Source organism: Bifidobacterium sp. ESL0728, from assembly GCF_029392015.1.
In the GTDB taxonomy this organism is placed as follows: domain Bacteria; phylum Actinomycetota; class Actinomycetes; order Actinomycetales; family Bifidobacteriaceae; genus Bifidobacterium.
In genome coordinates this window covers 1,163,994-1,188,766 of record NZ_CP113925.1, presented here as the reverse complement: position 1 = coordinate 1,188,766, position 24,773 = coordinate 1,163,994, and the positions used below count along the sequence as shown (strand labels likewise).

21 protein-coding genes and 1 tRNA gene are annotated in these 24,773 nt (G+C 54.9%); 4 read left to right on the top strand and 18 right to left on the bottom strand.

Annotated elements, in window-relative coordinates; all coding sequences use genetic code 11:
- Positions 1 to 32 precede the first annotated feature (32 nt).
- Both OZX67_RS04595 and OZX67_RS04590 read right to left on the bottom strand, forming a co-directional pair.
- Positions 33 to 1,037, bottom strand: coding sequence for a substrate-binding domain-containing protein (locus OZX67_RS04595; protein WP_277144632.1), 1,005 nt, complete (start codon positions 1,035 to 1,037; stop codon positions 33 to 35).
- A gap of 53 nt (positions 1,038 to 1,090) precedes the next feature.
- Positions 1,091 to 2,110, bottom strand: coding sequence for an ABC transporter permease (locus OZX67_RS04590; protein ID WP_277144630.1), 1,020 nt, complete (start codon positions 2,108 to 2,110; stop codon positions 1,091 to 1,093).
- Positions 2,111 to 2,293: 183 nt separating this feature from the next.
- Here OZX67_RS04590 and OZX67_RS04585 point away from each other — a divergent pair, with 183 nt between their 5' ends.
- Positions 2,294 to 3,259, top strand: a complete 966-nt coding sequence (locus OZX67_RS04585; RefSeq protein WP_277144628.1) for a sugar-binding domain-containing protein — start codon at positions 2,294 to 2,296, stop codon at positions 3,257 to 3,259.
- A 31-nt stretch (positions 3,260 to 3,290) separates the two neighbouring features.
- Here the strand turns inward: OZX67_RS04585 and era are convergent, their stop codons facing one another.
- The 7 genes from era to OZX67_RS04550 form a co-directional block, all read right to left on the bottom strand.
- The gene (gene era, locus OZX67_RS04580) at positions 3,291 to 4,328 is read right to left on the bottom strand and encodes a GTPase Era (RefSeq protein ID WP_277144626.1); all 1,038 of its coding nucleotides are present in this window, start codon (positions 4,326 to 4,328) and stop codon (positions 3,291 to 3,293) included.
- The gene (locus OZX67_RS04575; RefSeq protein ID WP_277144624.1) at positions 4,321 to 5,742 is read right to left on the bottom strand and encodes a CBS domain-containing protein; all 1,422 of its coding nucleotides are present in this window, start codon (positions 5,740 to 5,742) and stop codon (positions 4,321 to 4,323) included. The genes era and OZX67_RS04575 overlap by 8 nt, the downstream gene beginning before the upstream one ends.
- Before the next feature lie 183 nt (positions 5,743 to 5,925).
- Entirely contained in the window at positions 5,926 to 6,471 is a 546-nt protein-coding gene (gene ybeY / locus OZX67_RS04570; protein ID WP_277144622.1) for an rRNA maturation RNase YbeY, read from the bottom strand.
- Positions 6,468 to 7,754: a PhoH family protein gene (locus tag OZX67_RS04565; protein ID WP_277144619.1), complete on the bottom strand. Its 1,287-nt coding sequence runs from the start codon at positions 7,752 to 7,754 to the stop codon at positions 6,468 to 6,470. The genes ybeY and OZX67_RS04565 overlap by 4 nt, the downstream gene beginning before the upstream one ends.
- 7 nt (positions 7,755 to 7,761) lie before the next feature.
- Complete coding sequence (locus OZX67_RS04560) at positions 7,762 to 8,094, bottom strand: histidine triad nucleotide-binding protein (protein WP_277144618.1); 333 nt, start codon at positions 8,092 to 8,094, stop codon at positions 7,762 to 7,764.
- A 190-nt stretch (positions 8,095 to 8,284) separates the two neighbouring features.
- Complete coding sequence (locus OZX67_RS04555) at positions 8,285 to 9,082, bottom strand: 16S rRNA (uracil(1498)-N(3))-methyltransferase (RefSeq protein ID WP_277144616.1); 798 nt, start codon at positions 9,080 to 9,082, stop codon at positions 8,285 to 8,287.
- Between the two features lie 136 nt (positions 9,083 to 9,218).
- Positions 9,219 to 10,604 carry a polysaccharide deacetylase family protein gene (locus tag OZX67_RS04550; protein WP_277144615.1) on the bottom strand — a complete coding sequence of 462 codons (1,386 nt, stop codon included), beginning with the start codon at positions 10,602 to 10,604 and terminating at the stop codon, positions 9,219 to 9,221.
- A 234-nt stretch (positions 10,605 to 10,838) separates the two neighbouring features.
- Between OZX67_RS04550 and OZX67_RS04545 the strand changes: the two genes are divergently transcribed.
- The 3 genes from OZX67_RS04545 to glgC all read left to right on the top strand — a co-directional run bounded on the left by OZX67_RS04545 (position 10,839) and on the right by glgC (position 13,605).
- Positions 10,839 to 10,927, top strand: a tRNA-Leu gene (locus OZX67_RS04545).
- A 151-nt stretch (positions 10,928 to 11,078) separates the two neighbouring features.
- A complete protein-coding gene (locus OZX67_RS09625; protein ID WP_348519614.1) occupies positions 11,079 to 12,173 on the top strand; it encodes an RNA methyltransferase in 1,095 nt (364 codons plus the stop codon).
- A gap of 190 nt (positions 12,174 to 12,363) precedes the next feature.
- Positions 12,364 to 13,605, top strand: a complete 1,242-nt coding sequence (gene glgC, locus OZX67_RS04530; protein ID WP_277144613.1) for a glucose-1-phosphate adenylyltransferase — start codon at positions 12,364 to 12,366, stop codon at positions 13,603 to 13,605.
- A 245-nt stretch (positions 13,606 to 13,850) separates the two neighbouring features.
- On the opposite strand, the gene OZX67_RS04525 is transcribed toward glgC, so the two are convergent.
- The 9 genes from OZX67_RS04525 to OZX67_RS04485 all read right to left on the bottom strand — a co-directional run bounded on the left by OZX67_RS04525 (position 13,851) and on the right by OZX67_RS04485 (position 24,707).
- The gene (locus OZX67_RS04525) at positions 13,851 to 14,426 is read right to left on the bottom strand and encodes a metal-sulfur cluster assembly factor (protein WP_277144610.1); all 576 of its coding nucleotides are present in this window, start codon (positions 14,424 to 14,426) and stop codon (positions 13,851 to 13,853) included.
- A gap of 196 nt (positions 14,427 to 14,622) precedes the next feature.
- Positions 14,623 to 15,180: a Fe-S cluster assembly sulfur transfer protein SufU gene (sufU, locus tag OZX67_RS04520; RefSeq protein ID WP_277144608.1), complete on the bottom strand. Its 558-nt coding sequence runs from the start codon at positions 15,178 to 15,180 to the stop codon at positions 14,623 to 14,625.
- Between the two features lie 2 nt (positions 15,181 to 15,182).
- Positions 15,183 to 16,454 carry a SufS family cysteine desulfurase gene (locus tag OZX67_RS04515; protein ID WP_277144923.1) on the bottom strand — a complete coding sequence of 424 codons (1,272 nt, stop codon included), beginning with the start codon at positions 16,452 to 16,454 and terminating at the stop codon, positions 15,183 to 15,185.
- 467 nt (positions 16,455 to 16,921) lie between these two features.
- Positions 16,922 to 17,698, bottom strand: coding sequence for a Fe-S cluster assembly ATPase SufC (sufC, locus tag OZX67_RS04510; protein ID WP_277144606.1), 777 nt, complete (start codon positions 17,696 to 17,698; stop codon positions 16,922 to 16,924).
- Positions 17,698 to 18,921, bottom strand: a complete 1,224-nt coding sequence (gene sufD / locus OZX67_RS04505) for a Fe-S cluster assembly protein SufD (RefSeq protein ID WP_277144604.1) — start codon at positions 18,919 to 18,921, stop codon at positions 17,698 to 17,700. Before sufD ends, sufC begins: the two co-directional genes overlap by 1 nt.
- A 3-nt stretch (positions 18,922 to 18,924) precedes the next feature.
- A complete protein-coding gene (sufB, locus tag OZX67_RS04500; protein WP_277144921.1) occupies positions 18,925 to 20,379 on the bottom strand; it encodes a Fe-S cluster assembly protein SufB in 1,455 nt (484 codons plus the stop codon).
- Positions 20,380 to 20,727: 348 nt separating this feature from the next.
- Positions 20,728 to 22,407: a CTP synthase gene (locus OZX67_RS04495; RefSeq protein ID WP_277144603.1), complete on the bottom strand. Its 1,680-nt coding sequence runs from the start codon at positions 22,405 to 22,407 to the stop codon at positions 20,728 to 20,730.
- 108 nt (positions 22,408 to 22,515) lie between these two features.
- On the bottom strand, positions 22,516 to 22,962 hold the full coding sequence (locus tag OZX67_RS04490; RefSeq protein WP_277144601.1) for a type II 3-dehydroquinate dehydratase: 447 nt from the start codon (positions 22,960 to 22,962) through the stop codon (positions 22,516 to 22,518).
- A 119-nt stretch (positions 22,963 to 23,081) separates the two neighbouring features.
- Entirely contained in the window at positions 23,082 to 24,707 is a 1,626-nt protein-coding gene (locus tag OZX67_RS04485; RefSeq protein ID WP_277144599.1) for a bifunctional shikimate kinase/3-dehydroquinate synthase, read from the bottom strand.
- Positions 24,708 to 24,773: the final 66 nt, after the last annotated feature.

Genomic DNA, 24,773 nt, shown 5'->3' with positions numbered 1-24,773 from the left:
GAAGACTCCCTTCCACTATTTTCCGACATACCTCAGCCTACCTGTCCTGGCTGTGGCTTCTGGCCTGCAGTGAATTCCTTAAGAGGACGAAGAATCTGAGGAGGAACCTTGCCAGACTTCTTATAGTTAACAATCTGGTTGACCACACGGCGGGCATAATCCTCAGGTTCCTGAGCGACACAACCTTGATACTTGCCGGTGAGGGCGATATCAGCAGCGCAGAAGCCATAAACCTTGATGTCCTTGCCAGATGCGTTGACCGCTTCGAGAGCACCTTGAAGGTTGGGGCCGGAAGAAGCGAAGATGACATTGAGATCAGGATTGCCCTGCAGCATATCGGTGGTGACGTCCAAAGCATCGGTAATCTTCACGTTGCCATCGACCTTGGCGACGACCTTGGCGTTCTTGTCCGCATCGATCTTCTCCTTGAAGCCTCCGTCACGTTCCACGGAGACCGCCTCATCAGGTTCGGTGACGAAGCCGATGTTGAGCTTGGCGTCCTTGCCCATATCCTTCAGGACCATGTTGGCGCTGACCTCGCCGCCTTCTTTGTTATCGGCTCCAAGATACTGCTGTACGAAAGCGCCCTGGGCCTTCATAGCCTTCTGATCGACCGAGATGTTAACGGTGAACACGGGGATCTTGGCATCGTTGAATGCCTTGACGGTGGCCGCAGCAGGCTCCGACTTCACAGGATTGAGAGCCACAGCGCAGGGCTTCTTCTGGATTACGGCCTCAGCTTGGGAAAGCTGCTTGGCATCGTCGTCTTCCGCAATCAATACTTCCGTCTTCATGCCCTTTGCCTTGGCTTCTTCTTCAAAGCCCTGCTTCATAGCGACGTAATACGGGTTTGTCTGGTTTGGCATCAATACCGCAATCAGCGGGTCAGAAACATTGCATGAAGCCGGTGCCTTGAGTTCAGCACTCTCTTTTTTGGCATCCGTCACTCCGGAGTTCACTCCCGAGCACGCGACGAGCGGCATCACGAAAATCGGCGCGAGGCACAGTGTCAATAGTTTTTTGAAATTTCTGGTCATGATTTTCTTCCTTCTTATATTTACTTTCTTGTTTTACTTTCTAATGAATATTCTTACTTGTTGTCTTTTTCGGCATCAACCTTTGAGGCTTCCTCAACCAACGCCGAGGTGGCTTCAAGATGCTTCTTCCTGCCGAACGAGATACGGGACTTGTTGGTGTCGAACAACACGCCGACAAGAATGATGACACCAATAACGAGGGGCTGCCAGTAGCTGTCTACGCCGATAACGTTCATGCCATTGGAAACCTCGGCAATCAGCAAGGAACCGATGAAAGCACCGAGAATCGTTCCGACTCCACCAAAGAGGCTCACGCCTCCAACCACTGCCGAAGCGATGGAATAGAACTGTTCGTTGCCGGAACCTGCAGTAGGATAGCCGACCATCAGACGCGAAGCGGTGATGATACCGGCGAATGCAGCGCAAATACCGGAGACAACGTAGACGAAAATCGTCGTCCGAGCGATATTGATTCCCGAAAGTCTGGCGGTATCGGCGTTGCCACCGACCGCATAGACATGGACACCCGTTGCGGTGTTACTAAGCACCACACCGATTATCACAGCCGCGATGACGACCATGATGATAGGCATCGGAATGCCAAAGAGGCTGCCCCTGCCGAAGAAGGCAAACATCGGGTCGGAAACCGTCACCGATTTCGCCTGGGTCAGAATCTTAGGAATGGAGGCGGAAATACCGAACGTTGCGAACGTTACAATGAACGGAGGCATATGACCATAATGAATAACTGCACCATTGAAGAGACCGACGACGATTCCAGTGACGATTGCCAACAAAGCGGCAACCCACCAAGAAAGGCCGGAACGCATCGCCAGAGCCGCAATCATACCGGTCAAGGCGATGTTGGAACCGACAGACAGATCAATGCCACCGGTCAACAGAACGCAGGCCTGCCCCAAGGCCAGGAACGTGACGACCGATCCGTTAAGCAACAGCACCTGAAGATTGCTTGCGGTGCGGAACTCCGGAGACAGAACCCCCATAAGGACCGCGACCAGAAGCACCACGATGAGTACACCTAACTCCTGTGGCATTTTAAAACGAGATTTCATATAAGCTCCTTCGCTCGTTCTCTTAAACCGACTGTTCGAACAAAATATAATATAGATGCACTCGAATGTGAGTTCAACTAGTATTTTATGCTCATTTGAGCAAATTGTTATATCATAAATCTCAAAAGGTTGTATATAAATAAAACAACATAGATATAATCAACAGATATCTGGAGCATAATCATGGATGACAGACAACAGGAAGACAACGCATTACTTGGTGAAATCGCGAGACGTTTTTATATTTGCGACGAGACCAAATCAGAAATCGCGTCATCTTTGGAATTATCACGTTTTAAAGTAGCAAGACTCATCGCAGAAGCACGTAATAAAGGCGTTGTCAGCATCCAAATCCACGACGATTCTCCGACTTCACCTGAACTTTCCCAACATCTACGACAACATTTAGGCCTCAAACAAGTCATCATTGTGCCAAGCTCACATGATATTTCAGTGGAACGCGACCTACTCGGAGAAGCTGGAGCAAAATACCTTATGGAACATATCCACGAAGGCGAATCCATTGGCTTTTCATGGGGTAGAACCTTGCTACCAATCGCCCGACATATCTCCAATCTGCCGAGGGCCACTTTTGTGCAATTGACAGGAGTGGTCGGCAACGACCCCTCACAATCTCCGATAGCGATTCTTAATCAAATGACAATTGGTTCAGGTTCCTCTGCCAAAGCACTTTTCGCTCCACTATTTTCGCCCACCTCAACATCAGCCATGGTAACAAAGATGGAACCAGCTGTCGCAGAAACCCTTTCTTATTATTCAAAGCTTGACATGGCTTTTTTGTCAATAGGATCTTGGAACCCCAGAGTGACACAACTTGAGCAACATATTTCTCCGGAAGATGCAGAGAAACTCAACAAAATGGGAGCTATCGCGGAATGTGGGGGAATGTTCTTTGACGAGTTTGGTAATTATCTAAATCTGCCAATCAACGAACGCAGAATATCAATAAATGTTGAGGAATTACGCAATACACCAATCGTTGTTTTTTTGGCGGGCGGCAAAGAGAAATCAAATGCAATCAGGGCAATTTGCCTTTCCGGCCTGGCAACATGTCTCATTACCACCGACACCGTCGCCCAGATATTGCTCAAAGAGCCGCCAATCCACAAAAATCCACAAACTGATTAAGTAATCTACCTCAATATAATGCCACTTACTCTTAGAACCCCAAACGCTCCAGCTGCTTGGGGTCGGACTGCCAGCCTTTGGCGACCTTGACGTGGAGGTCGAGCTTGGACTTTTGGCCTACGATGCGGTTGACGGCGGTGCGCAGGCGCTTCTTGACCTGGACCAGGTGCTCGGCGCGGTGGCCGATGATGATGGGCTTCTGGGAGTCGCGTTCGACATAGATGGAGACCATGACGTGCGCCTTGCCGTCCTCGGTTTCGGGATTGTCGGATTCACCAGGCCGGTCGATGGAGTCCACAACCACGGCCAGCGAATGCGGCAGCTCGTCATCCAATTCTTCAAGGAACGCGCCACGTACCAATTCGGCGATGGTGTCCTCCGGCTTTTCCTCGGTGATCTGGTCATCGGGATACATCTGCGGGCCCTCGGGCATGTTCTCGATGAGCACACGCTTGACCTCGGCGACATTATCGCGCTCCAGCGCACTGACCGGAACCACATCGGTGAAGTCGGCGAATTGGCTGATCTCGATGAGCTTGGCCATCAGCTCCTGACGGTTGAGCTCGTCGATTTTAGTGACAATGGCGATCAGCGGCACTTTCCAGACGAACTTGCCCTGCTCGTGGTCACTTTTCTGCTTGTTGTTTTGTGAACCATTGCCGTTTTTGCCGCTATCAACTTTGCGAGCGAACTCGCTGCGCAGACGGCTCAAGATACGCTTGTCCCCCGGCCCGATCTCCTGATCGGCAGGCAGCAGGAATGCGATCTCGTCCACGTCACTCAGCGATTCGTCCACCACGTCGTTGAGACGCTGGCCAAGCAGCGTGCGAGGACGATGGATACCAGGGGTATCGACCAGTACTAGCTGGGCATTGTCGGTGGTCAGGATGCCACGAATGGCCTTACGCGTGGTCTCTGGACGCGAGGAGGCGATGGCGACCTGAGTGCCAATCAGCGAATTGATCAGCGTGGACTTCCCGACGTTCGGTCGACCGACCACGGCCACGAAGCCGGAACGGTACGGTTCTTTGCTTCCGCTCTGTTGTTCGTTGTTGTTGCTATCAGTCATGCTTTTCGTTTTCCTTTACGTCCTGATTCTTATCTCGATTAATTTCTTCGTCATCGTCTTCATCCTGCTTTTCAGCCATGTCAAGCGTTGCAGGCTCAACCACGATAGTGGAGACCTTTTTACGGCGACCAGCGGAATCGACAGCGGTCAAGCGTAGGCCTCGTGTTACCGCGCTCATACCAACAATCGGCACACGGCCAAGCAACTTGGTCAAAAGGCCATAAACGGTGTCCACATCGTCTTCGTCGATATCGACTTCAAACAATTCCTCAAGATCGGCGATAGGCGTGCGGGCGGGCATCTGCCACTTGTGGTCGCCGATCTTCTTGGGCTCGGCGTGCTGGATACGGTCGTGCTCGTCTTCCAGCTCACCTACGATCTGCTCGATGGCGTCCTCAATGGTGACCAGACCCGCGATGCCGCCGTATTCATCGACCACCACGGCCACATGCTGGCGCGTGCGCTGCATCTCGTGGAAAAGATCATCAACCGGCTTGGATTCCGGCACCAGCATTGGCTGACGGCAAATGGACTTGACCTCACGGGTTCGGGCTTCCGGATTGAAGGCTGTTGCGCGTACAGCATCCTTCAGATAGGCCATGCCGACCAAGTCATCGACATCCTCACCGATAATCGGGATACGCGAGAAGCCGGAACGCGAACAAAGTTGCAGGAAATGTTCGAGCGAGGAATCGGATTCGACGCAGATCATGTCTGTTCTGGGCACCATGATCTCGCGGGTCAACGTGTCGGAAAGCATCAAGACATTGCGCAGCATTTCTGCCACTTCCGGGTCAAAATCATCGGTTTCGACCAACCGGTCGATGGTCGCACGCCCCTGCTCTCGTTGGATTTTCTCAAGCTCCTCGTCGTCGGAAAGCTCGTCTTCCTTGTCTCTACGACGCTGTTCCTTGCCTTCTCCCGCTTTGGCGAACGGTGTCAGGACAACGGCCAGCGAAATGATGCTGGAGAATCTCATCATCACGTCGAGCGGTTTGGAGGCACCGGCGGAACGCGGACGCAGCAAAACCGACACCACCGCGACAATCAGCGCAAAAATCACACCAGTAACCAATGCGACCCAAACCGGCTCGGAAAGCAACATGACGATAATCGCGACCAAAACCCCGTCAAACACATTGCAGAAAATCCGAAAGAACGCGCAGGAACCGGCCGTGGCGTAACGGTCTACAATGAGCCGCTGCACCTTGTGGACCTTGCGGATCTGCTTGGCCTGTACGAATTTGCCAAGATCCTCATCATCGGTCTGGATCTCGATAATCCGGTTGTTGAGGCTGGCCTTGGTAACACGCGAAACGGCGGATTCGCTCGAAGCCATCATGAGCGACAGCCACACCAGCAGTGCCGCCACGATAACGAGCACAACCACGGTGGCGACGGTCAGGGTATCCATATTCTGCGTGCTTTCCTAGTCCTCAATACGATTTGCCGATTCATTACGATAGTTATTCGTCTATCAAATACTGGTATCTTCGAGCTTATTCGCAAGGCACGATAGTGCTCAAGTATTGTCAGCAAATAGAACAAAAGACAAATCCAATTCATAATTCTTGCGACAACAAACTCGCAAGTACCGTCACGATTCTTTGTTATTTCCTGAAATATGGTTTGCATCCCATTGCGCCAGCAAATCGGTGGAACCTGCCGGCAGCACAGCTTGCGGAACCGGCTCGTCACGGACTGCAAAAAACGTGAGCAAAAGCTGCCGTTGCAGAGCGAACATCTGTCGTTCCTGCTCAGGGTCGACGTGGTCATAACCCAGCAAGTGCAAGGTTCCATGAATGGCCAAAAGCATCATCTCGTCCATCGTGGAATGGCCGGCGGCCGCGGCCTGCTGCTGCGCGACCCACGGGCAGATGACGATATCGCCCAAAACACCTTCCATGATCTTGCCGTCCTCCCCGGGGCGCAGCTCATCCATCGGGAAGCTCATCACGTCGGTCGGGCCTTCGAGCTGCATCCAGCGCATGTGCAGCTGAGCGATCGGATCAGGGTCGACGAAAAGGATGGTCAGGTCGGACTGCGTGCTCACCTGCATGCGTTCCATCACCCACAAACCCAAGTCGGAAAAGAGTTTCGGGTCGATCTGCCAGACCGTCTCATTGGTGACTTCGACGCTCAACGGCGTTCCTTTCCGCTTTGGCCTGCTTCGTCTTTAAGGGATTCAGATACCGAATTAACGGTTTCGTCCAGCTTTGCTTGAGATTTTACGACACTGTCAGCATCCGTTTGCTGTTTCACTGCATTAGCGGACTTGGACATTGCACGTCCAGCCTTGCGTCCGGCTTCACCGGCAGCATGCTCAGCGTGCGCATCGTAAGCCTGCACGATCTTGCCGACCAGTTCGTGACGCACCACGTCTTTCGCGCCGAGATGAGCGAAACTAATGCCGTCGATATCGCCGAGAATCGATTCGATGGACTTGAGTCCTGAATGCGGCACAGCCAGATCAATCTGCGTGACATCACCGGTGATGACCATCTTGGTATTGAAACCAAGACGCGTCAGAAACATCTTCATCTGTTGTTCGGTGGTGTTTTGCGCCTCATCGAGGATGACGAAGGCATCGTTCAGCGTACGGCCGCGCATGTAGGCCAGCGGTGCGACCTCAATGGTGCCGTCGGTCATGTAGCGGTGCATCTGGCCGGCACCCAGCATGTCTGAAAGCGCATCATAGAGCGGCCGCAGATACGGATCGACTTTATCGTTCAACGTGCCCGGCAGATAGCCGAGGCTTTCGCCGGCTTCGACGGCCGGACGCGTGAGGATGATGCGGCTCACCCGTCCGTCTTCGAACGCACGCACGGCCTTGGCGACGGCGAGATAGGTCTTGCCAGTTCCAGCGGGGCCGATGGCAAAAGTGATGGTATTGGCATCGATGGCGCGAACGTAGAAGACTTGACCGGCGGTTTTCGCACGAACCGGCTCGCCGTTGGCGAATGCTATGACACCCGGAACATGGCGGTTTGCAGCGGAACGCTTGGCTTCATCAGCGTAGGCATCGTCATCCTGGAACAAACGAGATTGCGTCCGTGAGCCAGCGCCGGCAGCAGCGAACCCGCGCGTATACGAATGCCCGGCATAACCATGCCCGCGACCGCCATCGCCCATCAGCCCGGCCTTCTTGCCGACCTGCCGGGCCTCAAGCATCCGCCGCACGTTCATCGCGTCGGCCGGAGCCTTGTACGCCGCGTCGATGATGTTGTTCAACACGTCCGAAACCTTGTCAGCCTCGACATCATCACGCTTGTTGTAGGCGGAAATCTCGATGCGATTGCCCCGCACGAACACGTTGACCTCAGGGAAGGCATGCTGCACCTCGGCAAGAACCTTGTCGCCCGAACCCAGTACGGTCACCGGGTCGAGTTCGGTGGGAATGGTGATGACTCGTTTTGCGCTGGCCACCGCTCTCCTACTCTTCCATCGTCTCGCCGGTCAGCACATGCGCGTGCACGTGGAAGACCGACTGGCCGGCATCCTTGCCGGTGTTGAAGATGAGACGATAGGCGCCGTGAAATTCCTTATCGGCGATGGACTGGGCTGTCTCGACGATGTGGGCGAGTTCGGCAGGGTCGGCTTTGGCCAGTTCGGCTACATTCGCGTAATGCTTCTTCGGCACGATCAATACGTGCACCTTCGCTTTGGGATTGACATCCTTGAATGCGTAAGTGGTGTCGTCTTCGTACACCTTGGTGCTGGGGATCTCGCCCGCGATGATCTTGCAGAACAGGCAATCGTCGGCCATATATGCTCCTTGTGTAAGCTTTCGGGACGCGGTTGCGCCCTACTCCCCCATGCTATTAGCCCGCACGGATAATTACGCTGGTGTCACAAGGATATTTATAAATTTTCGTATTACCTTACCGGATTCAGCAGAAAAGGCCACACACGAACCTGCAAAATCACCACAAAATACAGTGATATCAAACCAAGTTTCAGGCAAACCGTCCCAGCGCCCGAGCCAGCAATGTCAAAGCCACCGGGCCGGCAGTCGAGGCACGCATGATGTTGCTGCCAAGCACGCAAACTTCCGCGCCTGCACCGGTGAACTGTTCCACTTCATCGTCGCTGATGCCGCCTTCAGGCCCTACCACAACATAAACTCTACGAGGTTTGCCATCGTCAAGACAACGCTGCTCAAGCGCGGCGACTTTCCGCTCGATGCCGTCCCAGGTCGATGTCGCGTCTTGATGCAGCACGATCACCAACTCGTGATGTACGCAGGCTCGCCGACAAATTGCCACGACCCCCTTGCTGGAAACGCAATCATCAAGAGTTGGCTTCCAAGCTCGCCGCGATTGTTCGGTTGCAGCAACCAGCGTCTGTTCCCATTTGCGGTCAGTACGTCCGGCCTTCCATTTCGAAATCGAACGGTTGGCCTGCCAAGGTACCACTTCGTCCACGCCAATCTGTGTGGCCATGTCGATGGCTTGTTCGTCGTGCCCGGTTTTCGCGAGCGCCTGCACCAGCGCAAGCCGGGTAATTGGCTGTTCTTCTGTCGTAAATTCGGATACTTTTACCAATCCGTTCTGGGTATCGGCCACTTCACAATCGATACGCAACCCGCGCCCGTCGGAAAGCTGGAGCTTCTCACCGTTCTGCAGACGCATGGCCCCCATCGCGTGCCGTTTGATGGCGGGCGGCAAGGTTATCGTCCAGCCAGCTCGCAGCTCGTCGCGGTTGACCGGCACGTCGTCGCGCTCGGCGTCAAATACGAAAAGTGGACTTGTCATAGTTCAAGGCTACCGGAAGCTCGGACGAACGGTTTCCACAGTTGCTTGAATAATTACTTTCTGCTATTTTTCCATATTTAATAAAACAAGAAATTCTCGGCAAATCTTGCGGCGACACATTGCCCATGGAGACAGGTTACATCCGCAGAATATCGTCGCGCGAATAATAAACGGCACCCGCGCGCGGATACTCGCCGGTCAGTTCCGGAATGGTGACGAAATGATAGCCCTTCTTTCTCAGTTGGGCGATGACATCCGGAACTGCGGCCACGGTATGCGGATGGATATCGTGCATCAAAACAATCGATCCGGGATCGACCTGCGACATAATTTTTCGCGTCAGGGACGATGAGGTGGCACCATTTGACCAATCGTAGGAATCCACACCGTAAACGGCAATCGCGGCACCGGTCTGCTGGCCGATATACGTGCGGCTGGCTTCGTCGGCGGCACCATGCGGCGGACGCACGAAGTTGACGGAAAATCCCGTAGCCGAACCGATGGCATTGCCGGTGTCGTCAATCTGCTGCTGCTCATGATGGTTCTGCATGATGGCCGGCAGATCCTCATGACTCCAAGTATGACTTTCCACCGGGAAGCCGGCTTGCGAGACCTGACGTGCGAGCGCCCCGCCGTCGGCCTGCACCTTCTGACCCATCTCGAAGAACGTGGCCTTCGCATTGCCAGATTTGAGGTCAAGCAATAGTTCCGGCGTCAACTTCGGGTCAGGCCCGTCGTCGAAGGTCAGAGCGACACATCGTTGCGCGTCGCAATCGACGTCCCGGGCCTTATTATGTTCGGCCACGGCTTTGTCTGCGGCAGCATAAAGCCTGTTTTCGTCTTGTTTGCAAACCGAATACGGAGCGGCTTTCGCCGCATCCTCGTTCGCCTGATCGACCGCCTTGGTCAGTTCCGCCAGCGTCGCGCTTTGGATACTGTCTTTCTCGGACTTGGCGAAACCCGCCACCCCGTCGGAAACGGCCTTGAGCTCGGTCCGTGCGACGTTGGAAGCTTCGACATCAGCGTCACGCAAGACAAGCATCGGTCTGAATGCCTTGTTCAATGCCCCAATCTGACGTTGCGACATCGCCGTCCATCCACGTTCGCGCTTGGTTTCGGCGTTGAGCTTCGGCGTCAACTGTCTGGTGGTGCACGCCATCACAGGATTGGCGGATTCCTGAGCTGCGATCTGCCTGCGTTGGTTTTGCGCGGTTTTCAAAGCGCTTTGCGCCTGTTCAAGTGTGTGGCCAGATATGGTTTCGTGGTGCGATCCGTCGTTCGTTCCCGTTTGCTTAATCAATGCGGAATCTTGCGAAATCAGCGTATCCAAATGAGAAGCGGCAAGCTTATACGAATTCCCCCATTGCACACACTGCCCCATGCCTTTGCGATAATAGGAATACGCAGGATTGAAGAAGGCCATACCCAAAACGATGACCAAAGCGACCACCAGCAATATGGCCAAGGCGACACGCATGACACGTTTCTTTCCACTGTTCCGTGACTTCCCTGCTTGCGCCATAACGTCCCCAATTTCCGGTATATCCAACGAACAAGGCCCTATTCTATCGTGTGTCCCTTAAGAATATTCGGTCAATGATGTGGACTCATCATTCGAACTTTGGTAACCGTATTCGCGGCCAAGCAGCGGGAACGGAAAATGGATTTTACCAATCAAATAAAGCCTTTCGACACACCGGCCTGCCAAACGGCGGCGGAATGGTGTATAGTTCTATCTGTTGCTTGAACGACACCTGCCCAGGTGGCGGAATGGTAGACGCGCTAGCTTGAGGTGCTAGTTCCTATAATTTTACAGGAGTACGGGTTCAACTCCCGTCCTGGGCACGAAAACTAAAAACCAGAGACCCCTTGGAAATCAAGGGGTTTCAGTGTATCTGGCCACTTTTGGCTTCTGGCTTTAGCCCAATTTGAGCACGGAAAGCACAAGAGGGACACGGTTTTTATAGCGGTTTCGTTATCAAAAGGACTATAGAGCATGCGGATCATCAATATTGAGTCGGTCGACGACGAACGGGTGGCCGCGTATGTAAGCCTTACCGAAGCGCAACTGCGCAACCGACTCGAACCCGAAAAGGGCATTTTCATCGCCGAATCTCCCAAAGTCATCGATCGGGCGCTGGCTGCAGGGCGAGAACCTGTCTCATTGCTCGTCGAGGAACCTTGGCTTGCCGGGATGGCGGATATGTTCGAACGCATTGACAGGCGCTGGGGCAAAGATATTCCGGTTTATGTAGCATCGCCTGAACAGCTCAAGAAACTGACCGGTTATCGACTGCATCGCGGGGCTTTGGCCGCGATGCGTCGCTGGAAACTGCCGACCGTGAGAGAACTTTGCAAGGATGCACGGCGGATTGCCGTCATGGAAAATATCGTCGACCACACCAACGTCGGTGCAATTATGCGTTCGGCGGCCGCACTTGATGTGGATGCCGTGTTGGTCACGCCTTCCTGTGGCGATCCGCTTTACCGTCGTGCGGCACGAGTTTCAATGGGCACCGTTTTTCAAGTACCGTGGACGCGTATCGACGCCGAAACATTGGAAAGCGATGACGAAAATAGCGACACGAAGAATTACAAGGCTTTGCAAAATCGCGCGATAACCACGTCTGATTATGTTGAAACCAATGATGTTGACGTAGCCGCTGACGGCGAAAATGGTTCGTTGAAAAACAATGTAGAAATAGACAATCGGAATGTTAAAAGCAAGCTCCGGCCAAACTTTAATTCCACTTCTCGTAACCGTCACACCAAAGAGGAAGACCGGAAATACTGGCCGGTTCAGGGGCTCAGAGAACTGAACGATCTCGGCTTCACCACCGTGGCCATGGCCTTGACCGACGATTCCATCAGTCTGGATGAACTGACGAGAAGACTCGACAATTCCCCGAATGAAACCGACCATATCGATAAGCTCGCACTGGTCTTCGGTACGGAAGGCGACGGGCTATCACATCGTACCATCGCCAACACCGATCTCACCGTCAAAATCCCCATGAGCAACGGCGTTGACAGCCTTAACGTGGCAGCTTCCAGTGCTGTCGCCTTCTATGAAACCCGCGTCAAGAATTAATTAGACGCCCAGCGGTCTCTCGGGCGTTTCGCGTCGCCTCAATCCGATACAGTATTGAACAGAAATGGTCGTGTGCAAAGATGAACTTCTCGCGGCTTTGCAGGTATCGTGAGAACGATTCATATTGCATCTGTAACTTGGGTCGGAAATCGGAAATGGCCGGCAGGAAGCGGCAATCAGGGGGTATGAAATGGCGAAGAGTCCTAAAGTACTGGCTATCGTACTGGCCGGCGGCGAAGGTACACGTCTGATGCCGTTGACGCGAGACCGTGCCAAGCCTGCGGTTCCCTTCGGGGGCGTCTATCGTCTCATCGATTTTCCGCTGAGCAATCTGGTCAATTCCGGTTATTCGCAAATTGTCGTATTGACGCAATACAAATCGCATTCGCTGGACCGTCATATCTCCAAGGTCTGGCGCTTCTCCCCACTGCTCGACGCGTACGTCTCCCCCGTCCCGGCGCAGCAACGGCTAGGCAAGCATTGGTATCTGGGTTCTGCAGACGCTGTTTACCAGACCATCAACATTATTGAAGACGAGCAGCCGGATTATGTGGTCATCGTCGGGGCGGATCACGTCTATCGCATGGACTTTGGCCAGATGCTGAAACAACATATCGAATCCGGAGCGGAATTCACCGTCGCCGGCATCCGACAACCAATCGAGGCATCCAACCAGTTCGGTGTCATCGACGTCGACCCCGATCATCCTCATATGATTCGTGGGTTCAAGGAAAAGCCGGAAACCACCGAAGGCATGCCCGGCCATCCTGACCAGATTCTCGCTTCCATGGGCAACTATATCGCCAACACCGACGCGCTCTTCGATGCCTTGGCCCGTGACGAAAAGGCCGAGGACACCAAGCACGATATGGGCGGCGACATCGCTCCCTACTTCTCAGAACGTCACGAGGCCGGTGTCTACGATTTCAGCGAGAACGAGATTCCCGGAGCCACCGATTACGACCGCGCCTATTGGCGCGACGTAGGTACGATCAAGCAGTTCTATGAGGCCCACATGGATCTAATCGAGTACAATCCCCCGTTCAATCTGTACAACCAGGATTGGCCGATTTATACTCTTTCCGGCAACCTGCCTCCGGCCAAGTTCGTACGTTCCGAGACCAACCGCATCGGACGGGCAACCGAATCCATCATCTCCCCGAGCGTCATCGTATCTGGCGGCGACGTGCAGCATTCGGTGCTTTCACCGAATGTCCGCGTCAATTCATGGTCGCAGGTTGTCGATTCCATCCTCTTCGACGGGGTCATCGTCGGGCGTCGCGCACGAGTCTGCAAGGCCATTCTCGATAAAAACGTCATTCTGGAGGAGAACGCAACCGTCGGCATCGACCTTGAACATGATCGAGCCCGCGGATTCACCGTCAAAGACGGCATCACTATCGTGCCGAAACGAACAGTTATCAAGGATTGACTGTTTAATAGCGCACACTTCACAGTTGTTTTAATGGCCCCTTTCTCGCACGGCACCCAGCATAAGCAAGAAAACGACCACTGACGACATCTCAGAGGTCAGTTTCTTGCACTACCGCTAAAAGATGCAAGAAAAAGCCCATTAAAAATGACTCAGTGACCGGTCTCTTACATTTGCAACCATAAAAGCAAGAAAACGGCCACTGGGGTCAACGTCCTGACTGCTATGAACCAGCAGGATTCCTGTCAGTATTTCGGCATGTTGTCGAAGTTGAAGCCGATGGCTTCCAGCTGTTCGCGGCCTTCCGGACGGATCATATCGAGCGTCCAGCGCGGCTGCCACGTCCAATCAATGCGGAATTCCTCGACCAATCCGGCCAAAGTCGAGGCGCATTCGTCCTCAAGCAAGTCGGTCAACGGGCACGCAGGTGTGGTCAAGGTCATCGTGATGATGGCGCGGCCTTTTTCATCGATTTCAATGCCATAAACCAAGCCGAGGTCGATGACGTCGATGCCGAGTTCAGGGTCGATGACCTGATGCAGCGCCTCACGCACGTCGGCGGCCGTGGCACGGCCAATATCGTTGAACGAAGTCAGCGGAATGCCGGTTTCCTCGTCCTTGACGGTGTTGCCGGCGGTCTCGCCAGAAGCAGCAGTTTTTGCGGTATCTGTTTTATCCGGCTTATCAAACTTATCAAGCGAACTCACCGCATGCGGATTGGCAACGGCCGCCTCGGCCTTCTCTTCGCTGCCAAGCGCCTTGGTTGCCGAATCGAGAATCGAGGATTGCGGTGTCGGGACGAGATTGTCTTGGCTTTCCATATTGCCTCCTGCTGTGGTGAAACCACCAACTATTATGTCATGTACTAAATGCATTGACACAAGCGTATAGCGTAATCACGTTACATTGCGCTCGTGTTTACACACGGATATGTATGTCGTTTGACTTTGCGTTGTCTTTCAATGCCGCTTATCATCACGTTACGTTGTCAGATAAATTATCGACAACGATATTCTGTTACTTATCCGCCGCCAACGCCTTGGCCAGCGAATCCTTAAGTCCGGCCCAGCCGAGCAGCGCGCATTTGATACGCATCGGGTATTTCGAGACGCCTTGGAACACCACGGCATCGCCCAACGCCTCTTCGTCAGCGTCGCTGTCGAGCCCGGCTCCACGCGACTTCATGAGCTTCTGAAACACGCCTTCAAGCTGCATGGCCTCGTCCACCGTCTTGCCGTCGACCAGATCGACCATCATCGACAGGCTGGCCGTGGAGATGGAACAACCACTGCCGTCCCACACAAGGCGTTCGATCTTGTGCGGTTCCGACTCCGAAACCTCGACGTGTACAGTCACCTGATCACCGCAGGTCGGGTTGAACTGGTGCGACTCCCCCGGCGTGCAGTATTCGTGGCTGGCACGCACCGTCGTTTCGCCGGTCTCGTTCGCGCCGTTTGGTTCCTTCGTCACGTCTGCGGCGAAATGCTCCTTGCCGTGCGGATGTTTCGATGCGTCCAGGATGACTTCCTGATACATCTGCTCAAGATCGTCATCGCTCATAGAAAAATCACTCATGCTCACACCTCAAAGAACGGACGGACCTTGCCGGCCGTTTCGACTACCTGTTTGGCTTCCTCGACGGTATTGTACACGCCGGTCGAAGCACGGGACGAGGCGAACAGGCCAAAATGCCGATGAACAGGCTGGGCGCAATGATGGCCTACACGCACGGCGATGCCCTGGGCATCGAAGAACTGGCCGACATCGTGCGGGTGGACTCCTTCGACGTCAAACGACACCGTGCCGATGCGATCCTTATTTTCCACCGGCCCAAGCACACGGAAACCGGGAACATCATTCAGCTTCAGCAGTTCTGCCGTGATGGCTTTTTCATGGGCTTCGACGTTCTCCATGCCGATCTCCCGCATCCAGTCGGCGGCCACACCTGCGGCCACGACCTGGGCAACAGGCTGGGTTCCAGCCTCAAAACGGGCCGGCGGCTCCATATATTGTGCCGGCTTGTCCATCCACGCAAGTTCAACCATCGACCCGCCGAAGCTGGCCGGCGGCAGGGCTTCCAGCAGCTCACGCTTGCCATACAGGAATCCGACACCGGTGGGCCCATACATCTTGTGGGCGCTCCACGCAGCGAAATCGACGTCCATCTTGTGGAAATCGAGTTTGAGATGCGGCACGGACTGGCAGGCATCAAGAATAAAGATGGCACCCACTTCGTGCGCACGTTTGACGATAGGGGCAATATCAGTGATGGCCCCAGTGACGTTGCTGATATGTGTAATGGCGACGATCTTCGTGCGATTGGTGATGACTTCGTCGGCGGTATCCGAACGAATCCGTCCGTCATCGGTCAAGTCGAACCACTTCAAGGTGGCACCAGTACGATAGGCCAACTCCTGGAACGGCAGCAGCACCGAATGATGCTCAGCCTTGGAAACGACGATCTCATCCCCCGGCTTAAGCGCAAATCGCTTCGCTGCATCCCCACCGCGCCCGAGCGAGGCGTTGCCAAAAGCAGTGGCCAGCAGGTTCAGCCCAGCAGTTGCGCCAGCCGTGACGACAATCTCTTCCTGACCCTCCTCAGCATTGGCTCCAACCAACTTGGCGACCTTCGCCCGAGCCTCTTCAAAGGCAACAGTGCTACGCGCCGCGAGTTCATGCGCCCCCCGATGTACTCCGGCATTGATGGTCTCGTAGAATTTGCTCTCGGCATCAATCACACGCTGCGGCTTCTGCGCGGTCGCCGCCGAGTCGAAGTACACCAGCGGATGCCCATGGATCTCCTGCCCCAAAATAGGAAACTGTTCCCGCAACTCCAAAAAATCCACCATCATTGCCTCTCATCCTCATTCAAATTTTAAAGCGCCAACTCCCGTGTGGGAGTGGGATATACAATGCTCAGGCACCCTCCAGGCCGGTAGGCCAAGCTTTATGCCAGAGCATCGCATATCCCGCTCCCCCACTCATTACGTATCCAACTCAACATTAGTCAATAAAGGCTAACTAAGCAGAAGTATTCCGTAACTAAAAAAGTTACAAAACTAAGCTGGAACTAATCCAGGCGAAGCCTGCTGATTTTGACACTCGATGTGTCAAAATCATCCAAAGCCCTAAAAAATAACCTGTCAAACTAACGCAACATAAACGGATTGGGAAAGGATATCTTGTTGAGGAGTAAAGCTTGGCCTACCGGCCTTGAGGGTTCCGAAACAAGATATTCTTTCCCAATCCGCGACCAACCGCTAAAAGTAAGCTAAACCAAAAACTGCTAAAAGCGATTAATCAAAAAGAAACTAAATCAGGCTAAAGCCGATTCCGTAGACCCTTCAGGCAGATACTGATCATATCCAGTCTCTTCGAGTTCATCGGCAAGCTCGGGCCCGCCAGTCTTGACGAACTTGCCGCCCGCAAACACATGCACAATATCCGGTTTAATATACTTAAGAATTCGAGTGTAATGCGTAATGAGCATAATCCCGAGTCCGGTGTTCTCCTTGGCGCGGTTAACGCCTTCGGAGACGATGCGCAGCGCATCGACGTCAAGTCCGGAATCTGTCTCGTCCATGATGGCGAACTTGGGCTTCAAGAGTTCGAGCTGGAGCACTTCGGCACGCTTCTTCTCGCCGCCGGAGAAACCTTCGTTGACGGAACGGGAAGCGAACTTCTTGTCCATGCGAAGGTTCTTCATCGCGTCCTGCAGTTCCTTGGTCCAGGTGCGAATGGCCGGAGCCTTGCCATCGACCTCGGTCTTGGCGGTGCGAAGGAAGTTGGTCATCGAGACGCCCGGCACCTCAACCGGATACTGCATGGCGAGGAACAGACCAGCCTTCGCGCGCTCGTCCGCAGTCATTTTCAGTAGGTCCTTGCCGTCGAGCAGGGCCTCGCCGGAGTCGACGAAGTACTTCGGGTGGCCGGCCAGCGTATAGGCCAGCGTGGATTTGCCGGAGCCGTTGGGGCCCATGATGGCGTGCGTCTCGCCGGAATTGACTGTCAGGGTCGCGCCTTTGAGAATCTGCTTGCGGCCTTCCTTGGTCTCCACCGATGCGTAGAGATCCTTGATTTCCAATGTTGACATTACTTATCCTCCAATACCGCTTGCATGTCGGCGCTTTCGCCGCGAGCGAGCCTTCGGTCAATGACATTCATAAGGTGTTCGGCGATGCTGGGCACACCGATTTGTTCGATCAGGTCGGCGAAGAAACCACGAACCACGAGCTTGCGCGCTTCGGATTCCGTGATACCGCGCGACTGCAGGTAGAAGAGCTCTTCGTCGTCAAAATGGCCGACTGAGCTGGCGTGGCCGGCGCCGATGATGTTACCGTTCTCGATTTCGAGGTTCGGCTCGGAATCGGCCACAGGGCCGGGAGTCAGCACGAGGTTGCGGTTGAGCTCGTAGGAGTCGGTGTTTGGCGCCTGCGGCTGAATCAGCGCGTTGCCGACCCATGTCGAATGTGCGTTCTTGCCGTCAAGCGCTCCCTTGTAGACCACGCGGGACTTGCACTCAGGATAGTTGTGAACCACCATCGTACGATGTTCCAAGTGCTGGCCTGCCTCGGCGAAATAGATGCCGAGCATGTTGAGGTCACCTTGAGGACCACCGAATTCCTGATCCATGCGCAGACGAACGACGTCGCCGCCGAGGGTGACCACAGCATGGCGCAGTGAAGCATTGTCACCAACGTGGATGCGCTGGTTGCCCACATGTTTGGAGCCCTTGTCCCATTCCTGCACGAAGGTCGTGGAAACGTGCGAGTCCTTGCCGGTGATGATTTCGACACCTTCGGCGAGACGTGCCAAGCCCTGATGACGCACGACAATGTCGCCATGCGTGCGGTCAGCGACCTTGAGCACGAGATGCAGGGAATCGAGATCGGTGCCATGTCCTTCGACATCAACCAGTACCGGCTGGTCAAGTTCGCCGGAAATGGAGACGACGACGGTTTTGCTGCCGCTGTTCCATTCGACGGCCGAAACGCGGTCATTCGGCTTCATGATGCTGCCAGAAGGCGCTTCATCCCGGTTGATAACCGATTTGGTAACTTTCGTTTCGTCAATCGGCGTTCCGTCGATATTGCTTACGCTCACCTTGGTCTCGCCGCTGGGGGTGAAGACGTTGAAGAACTCCTCGATACGCTCAAGCGGCGTATAACGCCAATCTTCCTGCTTACGCGTCGGCATCTTGAAGTCCTCGACCTCAAACGAGCGACGCTCGTTGTCGGCGCTGGACGGCATAGCTGCCGGCATCGCATAGGGATCATTGGGATCCGCTACTGGAATATTCACTTCTTTTTCGGCCATCGATCAGCCCACCGATCCTTCCATTTGCAACTCGACCAGCCTGTTGAGCTCCAACGCGTATTCCATAGGCAGCTCGCGGCTGATCGGCTCGACGAAACCGCGCACGATCATGCCCATGGCCTCCTTCTCTTCAAGTCCACGGCTCATCAGGTAGAAGAGCTGATCCTCAGAGACCTTGGAAACGGTCGCCTCGTGCGCCATCGTCACGTCATCCTCTCGGATGTCAACGTGCGGGTAGGTGTCGGAACGCGAGTAATCGTCGACCAGCAACGTGTCGCAGACCACCGAAGAGCTGGAACCCTTGGCACCATCAATGACCTTGACCAGGCCGCGGTATGCGCAACGTCCGCCGCCGCGCGAAATCGACTTGGCGACGATGGTGGAGCTGGTGTGCGGTGCCAGATGGATCATCTTGGCGCCGGTGTCCTGATACTGTCCCTTGCCGGCGAAACTCAGCGACATGGTGGAGGCCTTGGCGTACGGCTCGGCCAGGATGCAGGACGGGTACTTCATGCTCGCCTTGGAGCCGATGTTGCCGTCGACCCATTCCATGGTGCCGCCTTCTTTGACGTAGGCACGCTGGGTGACCAGGTTGTAGACGTTGTTCGACCAGTTCTGCACCGTCGTGTAACGCACGCGGGCGTTCTTGCCGACGATGATCTCGACGTTGGCCGCATGCAGCGAGTCCGTCGCGTAGATCGGGGCCGTGCAGCCTTCGACGTAATGGACGTAGGAGCCTTCCTCGGCGATGATCAGCGTGCGTTCGAACTGGCCCATGTTCGGCGTGTTGATGCGGAAGTAGGCCTGCAGCGGGATGTCGACGTGAACGCCTTTGGGAACGTAGACGAACGAGCCGCCGGACCACGCCGCCGTGTTGAGCGCCGCGAATTTGTTGTCATCGTAAGGAATGACGGTGGCGAAATATTTCTTGACCAGATCCGGGTACTCGCGCAACGCGGTGTCCGTATCGGTGAAGATCACGCCTTCCTTCTTCAAGTCCTCCTGGATGGAGTTGTAGATGACCTCGGACTCGTACTGCGCGGCGACGCCGGAGACCAGACGCTTCTTTTCGGCGTCCGGAATGCCCAGCTTGTCGTATGTGGTGCGGATATCCGTAGGCAGGTCTTCCCAGCTCTTGGCCGGCTTGTCGATTGGCTTCACATAATACTTGAAATCATCAGCGTCGAAATCGGAGAGATCCACGCCCCACTTGGGCATGGGCTTTTCGATAAATGCGCGATAACCTTTGAGACGCATGTCGAGCATCCACTGCGGTTCACCCTTGTCGGCGGAAATGGCGCGGACGACGTTCTCGTCGATGCCCTTCTTCGCGGCCTCACCGGCCGCATCGGAATCGTGCCAGCCGTAGTTGTACTCGCCGAATTCCTGGATGATTTCGTCATCCTTTTTGATTTTATCCTCGTTGACACGTTCGCGATCAGCCACATACTGGCTCATCTCCGTATCAGACGCGGCGTTTGGTGTTTGCTTTTCTGCCACCGTACGCTGCCTCCCATCATTGACTACACTCAATATAAACCTAACAGAATCGGACTTTTATTACTAGGGTTGCAAGGAAAACAACGCTGACAATGAAAGTGATTTAATTCACAAGTTTGCATATATCGCATCGATTTGTATAATTACCTGCTTTTATCCGTGTTTCCTAGGTTTTCCTCTTCCCACATATAGCAGAAGACCCCGCCGAAGCAGGGTCTTCTTACACTCGATTATTAGCAACAGCGATAACCGGTATCATCAGTCGATAGTGAGATGAAATCGGTTACGCTGCCGGTAACCTGAAATTCAGTCCTCTTCAGGCTGGTTTTTGCGGGCTTCCTGATGATCGAGCGCGGCCTTCACCAGACCCTTGAAGAGCGGATGCGGCTTGGTCGGGCGTGACTTGAACTCCGGGTGGGCCTGCGTGCCGACATAGAACGGATGAACGTCCTCGGGCAGTTCGACGAACTCGGTGAGCTCACCGTCGGGACTTTCACCGGAAATCTCAAGTCCTGCCTCCTGCAAAGGCTTCTTGTAGGCCACGTTGACCTCGTAGCGATGGCGATGGCGTTCGCTGACGTTGGTGGTGCCGTAAAGCTTTTCGACCAACGAACCTTCCTTCAGGACTGCCGGATAGGCACCGAGACGCATGGTGTGGCCCATATCGGAATTGGCGAGGATATCCTTCTGTTCTTCCATCGTGGCGATGACCGGGTTCTTGCAGCCGGGCTCGAACTCTGAGGAATCGGCGTCCTCAAGCTCCAGCACGTCGCGCGCATACTCGATGACCATGCACTGCAAGCCAAGGCACAGGCCCAATGCGGGCAGCTTGTGCTCGCGGGCGTAACGCAGCGCGCCGATCTTGCCTTCGATACCACGGATGCCGAAACCGCCGGGAACGATGATGCCGTCCATGTCACGCAGCTCGGCGTCGGCACCGGCTTCACTCTCGCAAAGGTCGGCCGCGACAAGCTTGACGTTGGCCTTGACATAATTGCCGAAACCGCCGGCCTTGACGGCCTCGATGACGGAAAGGTAGGCGTCGGGCAGGTCGATGTACTTGCCGACGATGGCGATGTTGACTTCTTCCTTGGGGTGGTGCACGCGCTCCAGCAGATCGTCCCACTCGGCCCAATCGACATCATGTGCCGACATCTCAAGATAACGGACAACATAGGAGTCGAGACCCTCGTTGTGCAGGATCTTCGGCACGTCGTAGATGCTCGGGGCGTCCACGCAGTTGACCACGCCTTCCTCGTCGACGTCGCACATCAGGGAGATCTTGTCCTTGATGCCCTGGTTCAGCGGACGATCGCTGCGCAGCACCAGCGCATCAGGGGTGATGCCGAGCTGGCGCAGGGTCATCACGGAGTGCTGGGTCGGCTTGGTCTTGAGCTCGTGAGCGGCCGGAAGATACGGAACCAACGAAACATGAACAAACATGCAGTTGTGCGGGCCAAGTTCACGCTTGACCTCGCGTGCAGCTTCAAGGAACGGCTGGGATTCGATGTCGCCGACGGTACCGCCGATTTCGGTGATGATCACGTCAACGTCATCCGCGGCCTGGGCGCGCATGCGGCTCTTGATCTCGTTGGTGATATGCGGGATGACCTGGACGCACTGGCCCAAATACTTGCCGGCACGTTCCTTTTCGAGGACGGACTGGTAGATCTGACCGGTGGTGACGTTCGCCTTCTGGGAAAGGAAGACGTCGAGGAAGCGCTCATAGTGACCGATGTCCAAATCGGTTTCGGCGCCATCTTCGGTGACGTAGACCTCACCGTGCTGGAACGGGTTCATGGTACCCGGGTCAACGTTGATATAGGGATCGAGCTTCTGCTGCAAAACGCGGAGACCACGGCTGCGGAGAAGGCGACCGAGAGAGGATGCTGTCAGGCCCTTACCAAGGGAAGAAACAACGCCACCGGTAACGAAAATATGCTTGGTGACATGTCCATGGGAATTATCATTATTTTCTCTTGCCATGGAACTTCAGTCTATCAGCCTCTATTGACTCGGCGTGTTCGTAGGCAAGAGCGAAAATCGGATATCAGTTCGCCTATCTCACTGCATCATTTTTATAATTTATTGTGCTTATTCCGCTAACAAATGGGCCACAGCGTCGAGGGCGAGCTTGTAGCCGTAGAAGCCCATTCCGGTGATGGTGCCGGTGGCGACCGGGCTGATGACGCTGTATTTGCGGAAGGAATCGCGGGCCGACGGGTTGGAGATGTGCACTTCCATCAGCGGCAGGCCGGCGTCAGTGACCATTTTGGCGGCGTCGGAAAGCCCGTAGCTGTAATGGGTGAAGGCGGCAGGGTTCATCACAACTGGGGTCTGCTCATCGACGGCCTGGTGCATCCAGCCGATGACTTCGGCTTCGTCGTCGGACTGGCGCACTTCCACCTCCAGGCCGAGCACCTTGCCCCATTCGGCGCAGTCCTTGCGCAGGGTTTGAAGGTCCTGATAGCCGTACACGTCGGGTTCACGCACTCCCAAACGCCCGAGATTGGGTCCGTTGACGACGATTACCTTGGTCATTTGTTGTTTCCTTTGGTTGAGTTTGTTTGAATCTTCGCTGCACAAGTCGGTAAATGGCTTTTCAAGAACCTTGGTATTCCGCCAATGTTCAAAAACTATCTATCGACTTGTACAATCGCTCAATGACGAATCCGTTGGAACGCCTCGACGAGCGCATCCATCGGCGGATCCTCGAGGTGCATCGGATGGCCGACACTGTCGAGAATGACGAAACGCAACGTGTTGCCGCGCGCCTTCTTGTCCTTGTGCATCAACGCAAGAACGGAATCCCAATCGCCGCCGTCCCACGAAATCGGCAGACCAAGCGAGGAGAAAATCGAACGATGTAGGTCGACGGTTTCCTGATCAATGTGGCCGAGAATATGCGAAAGCTCGGCGGCATAGACGCAACCGACGGCAACAGCGTTGCCATGACGCCAGCGGAAGTTTTCAAGTTTTTCGATGGCGTGGGCCAGTGTGTGCCCGTAGTTGAGGAATTCTCGTAGTCCGGCTTCCTTCAAGTCGTTGGAAACATGGTAGGCCTTGACGCGAACCGTACACTCAATGAGTTCGGCGACCACATCCTCGAGCGGCGAACCAAGGAAATCATCACCATTGAAGTTCCGAAGTTCCTCGGCATGATCCTGCAAAATATCAAGAATCTTGGTGTCACGGATGAACCCGGACTTGGTGACTTCCCCGAGTCCTTCGGTGAAAATATCTTGTGGCAAGGTCTTCAGCGCACGCAGATCGGCAAGCACGCCTGCCGGCGTGTAGAACGAGCCGACCAGATTCTTGCCCTCATCGGTGTTGATGCCGGTTTTGCCGCCGGTAGAGGCGTCAACCATCGCCAACAGCGAAGTCGGGCAGTTGACGTAACGGATGCCGCGCATCCACGTGGCCGCGATGAAACCGGCGAGATCGGTCGCAGCTCCCCCGCCCAAGCCCACGATGGCGTCGGAACGGGTGAAACCTATTTCTCCAAGACGCTTCCAGATGGTTTTGGCCACGTCGATGGTCTTGCCTTTTTCCGCGTCGGGAATAACCATGTCGTAGACGTCATAACCCGCCTGACGCAGCAAGGCTCGGGCCTGATCGGAGTGGCGCTGCACCGGTTGCGTGTGAATCAGCGCGACGCGCAACACGTCCGGGCCCACCACTTCCGGCAAACGGTTCAGCGTGCCTTCGCCGATGCAGACGTCATAAGGTTCGATGCCCGAACCGGTGACATGGACGATGCGTTCCTGAATCATATTGCTCAGCTTCCTTGCCGCAACGCGCGGCGTCGAACCATGGGTGTGCACATGCAGATTGGAGATTTCACGGAAAACGGGGTCGCGTTCCTCATAGAGTTTCATCCAACGTTTGTTGGCGTCGCCGTTGAGCATCGGCCGGTTGCCGCTGCGCCCTGCCCGTTCCATGGCCTCATGTTTATCGGCTTCCAGATAGACCAGTTTGCCGCCTTCGGCGATGTAATCGGCCAGCGCCTCACGCGTCGATTCCGTCATCGGAGCGCCACCGCCGAGAGCCAGCAACCCATCAAATGACTCGAGCAAATCAGCTATGACATCGGCTTCCAACTTGCGGAAGGCAGGCTCCCCGTATTTTTCGAAATACCGGGGAATCTTCATACCCGCTTCCTGCTCGATCTCGATATCCGCATCGGCGAAATCGACATCGAGCATCTGCGCCGCCTCGCGTCCCACGCGCGTCTTGCCGGCACCGGGCATGCCGATGACCACGGCAAGCGGACGATGACCACTCATGATTGCTGCACCTAGTCTCTCTGTATCCTACGTTTTCTCTTTATTCCGATAAGTTTTATTCCTGTC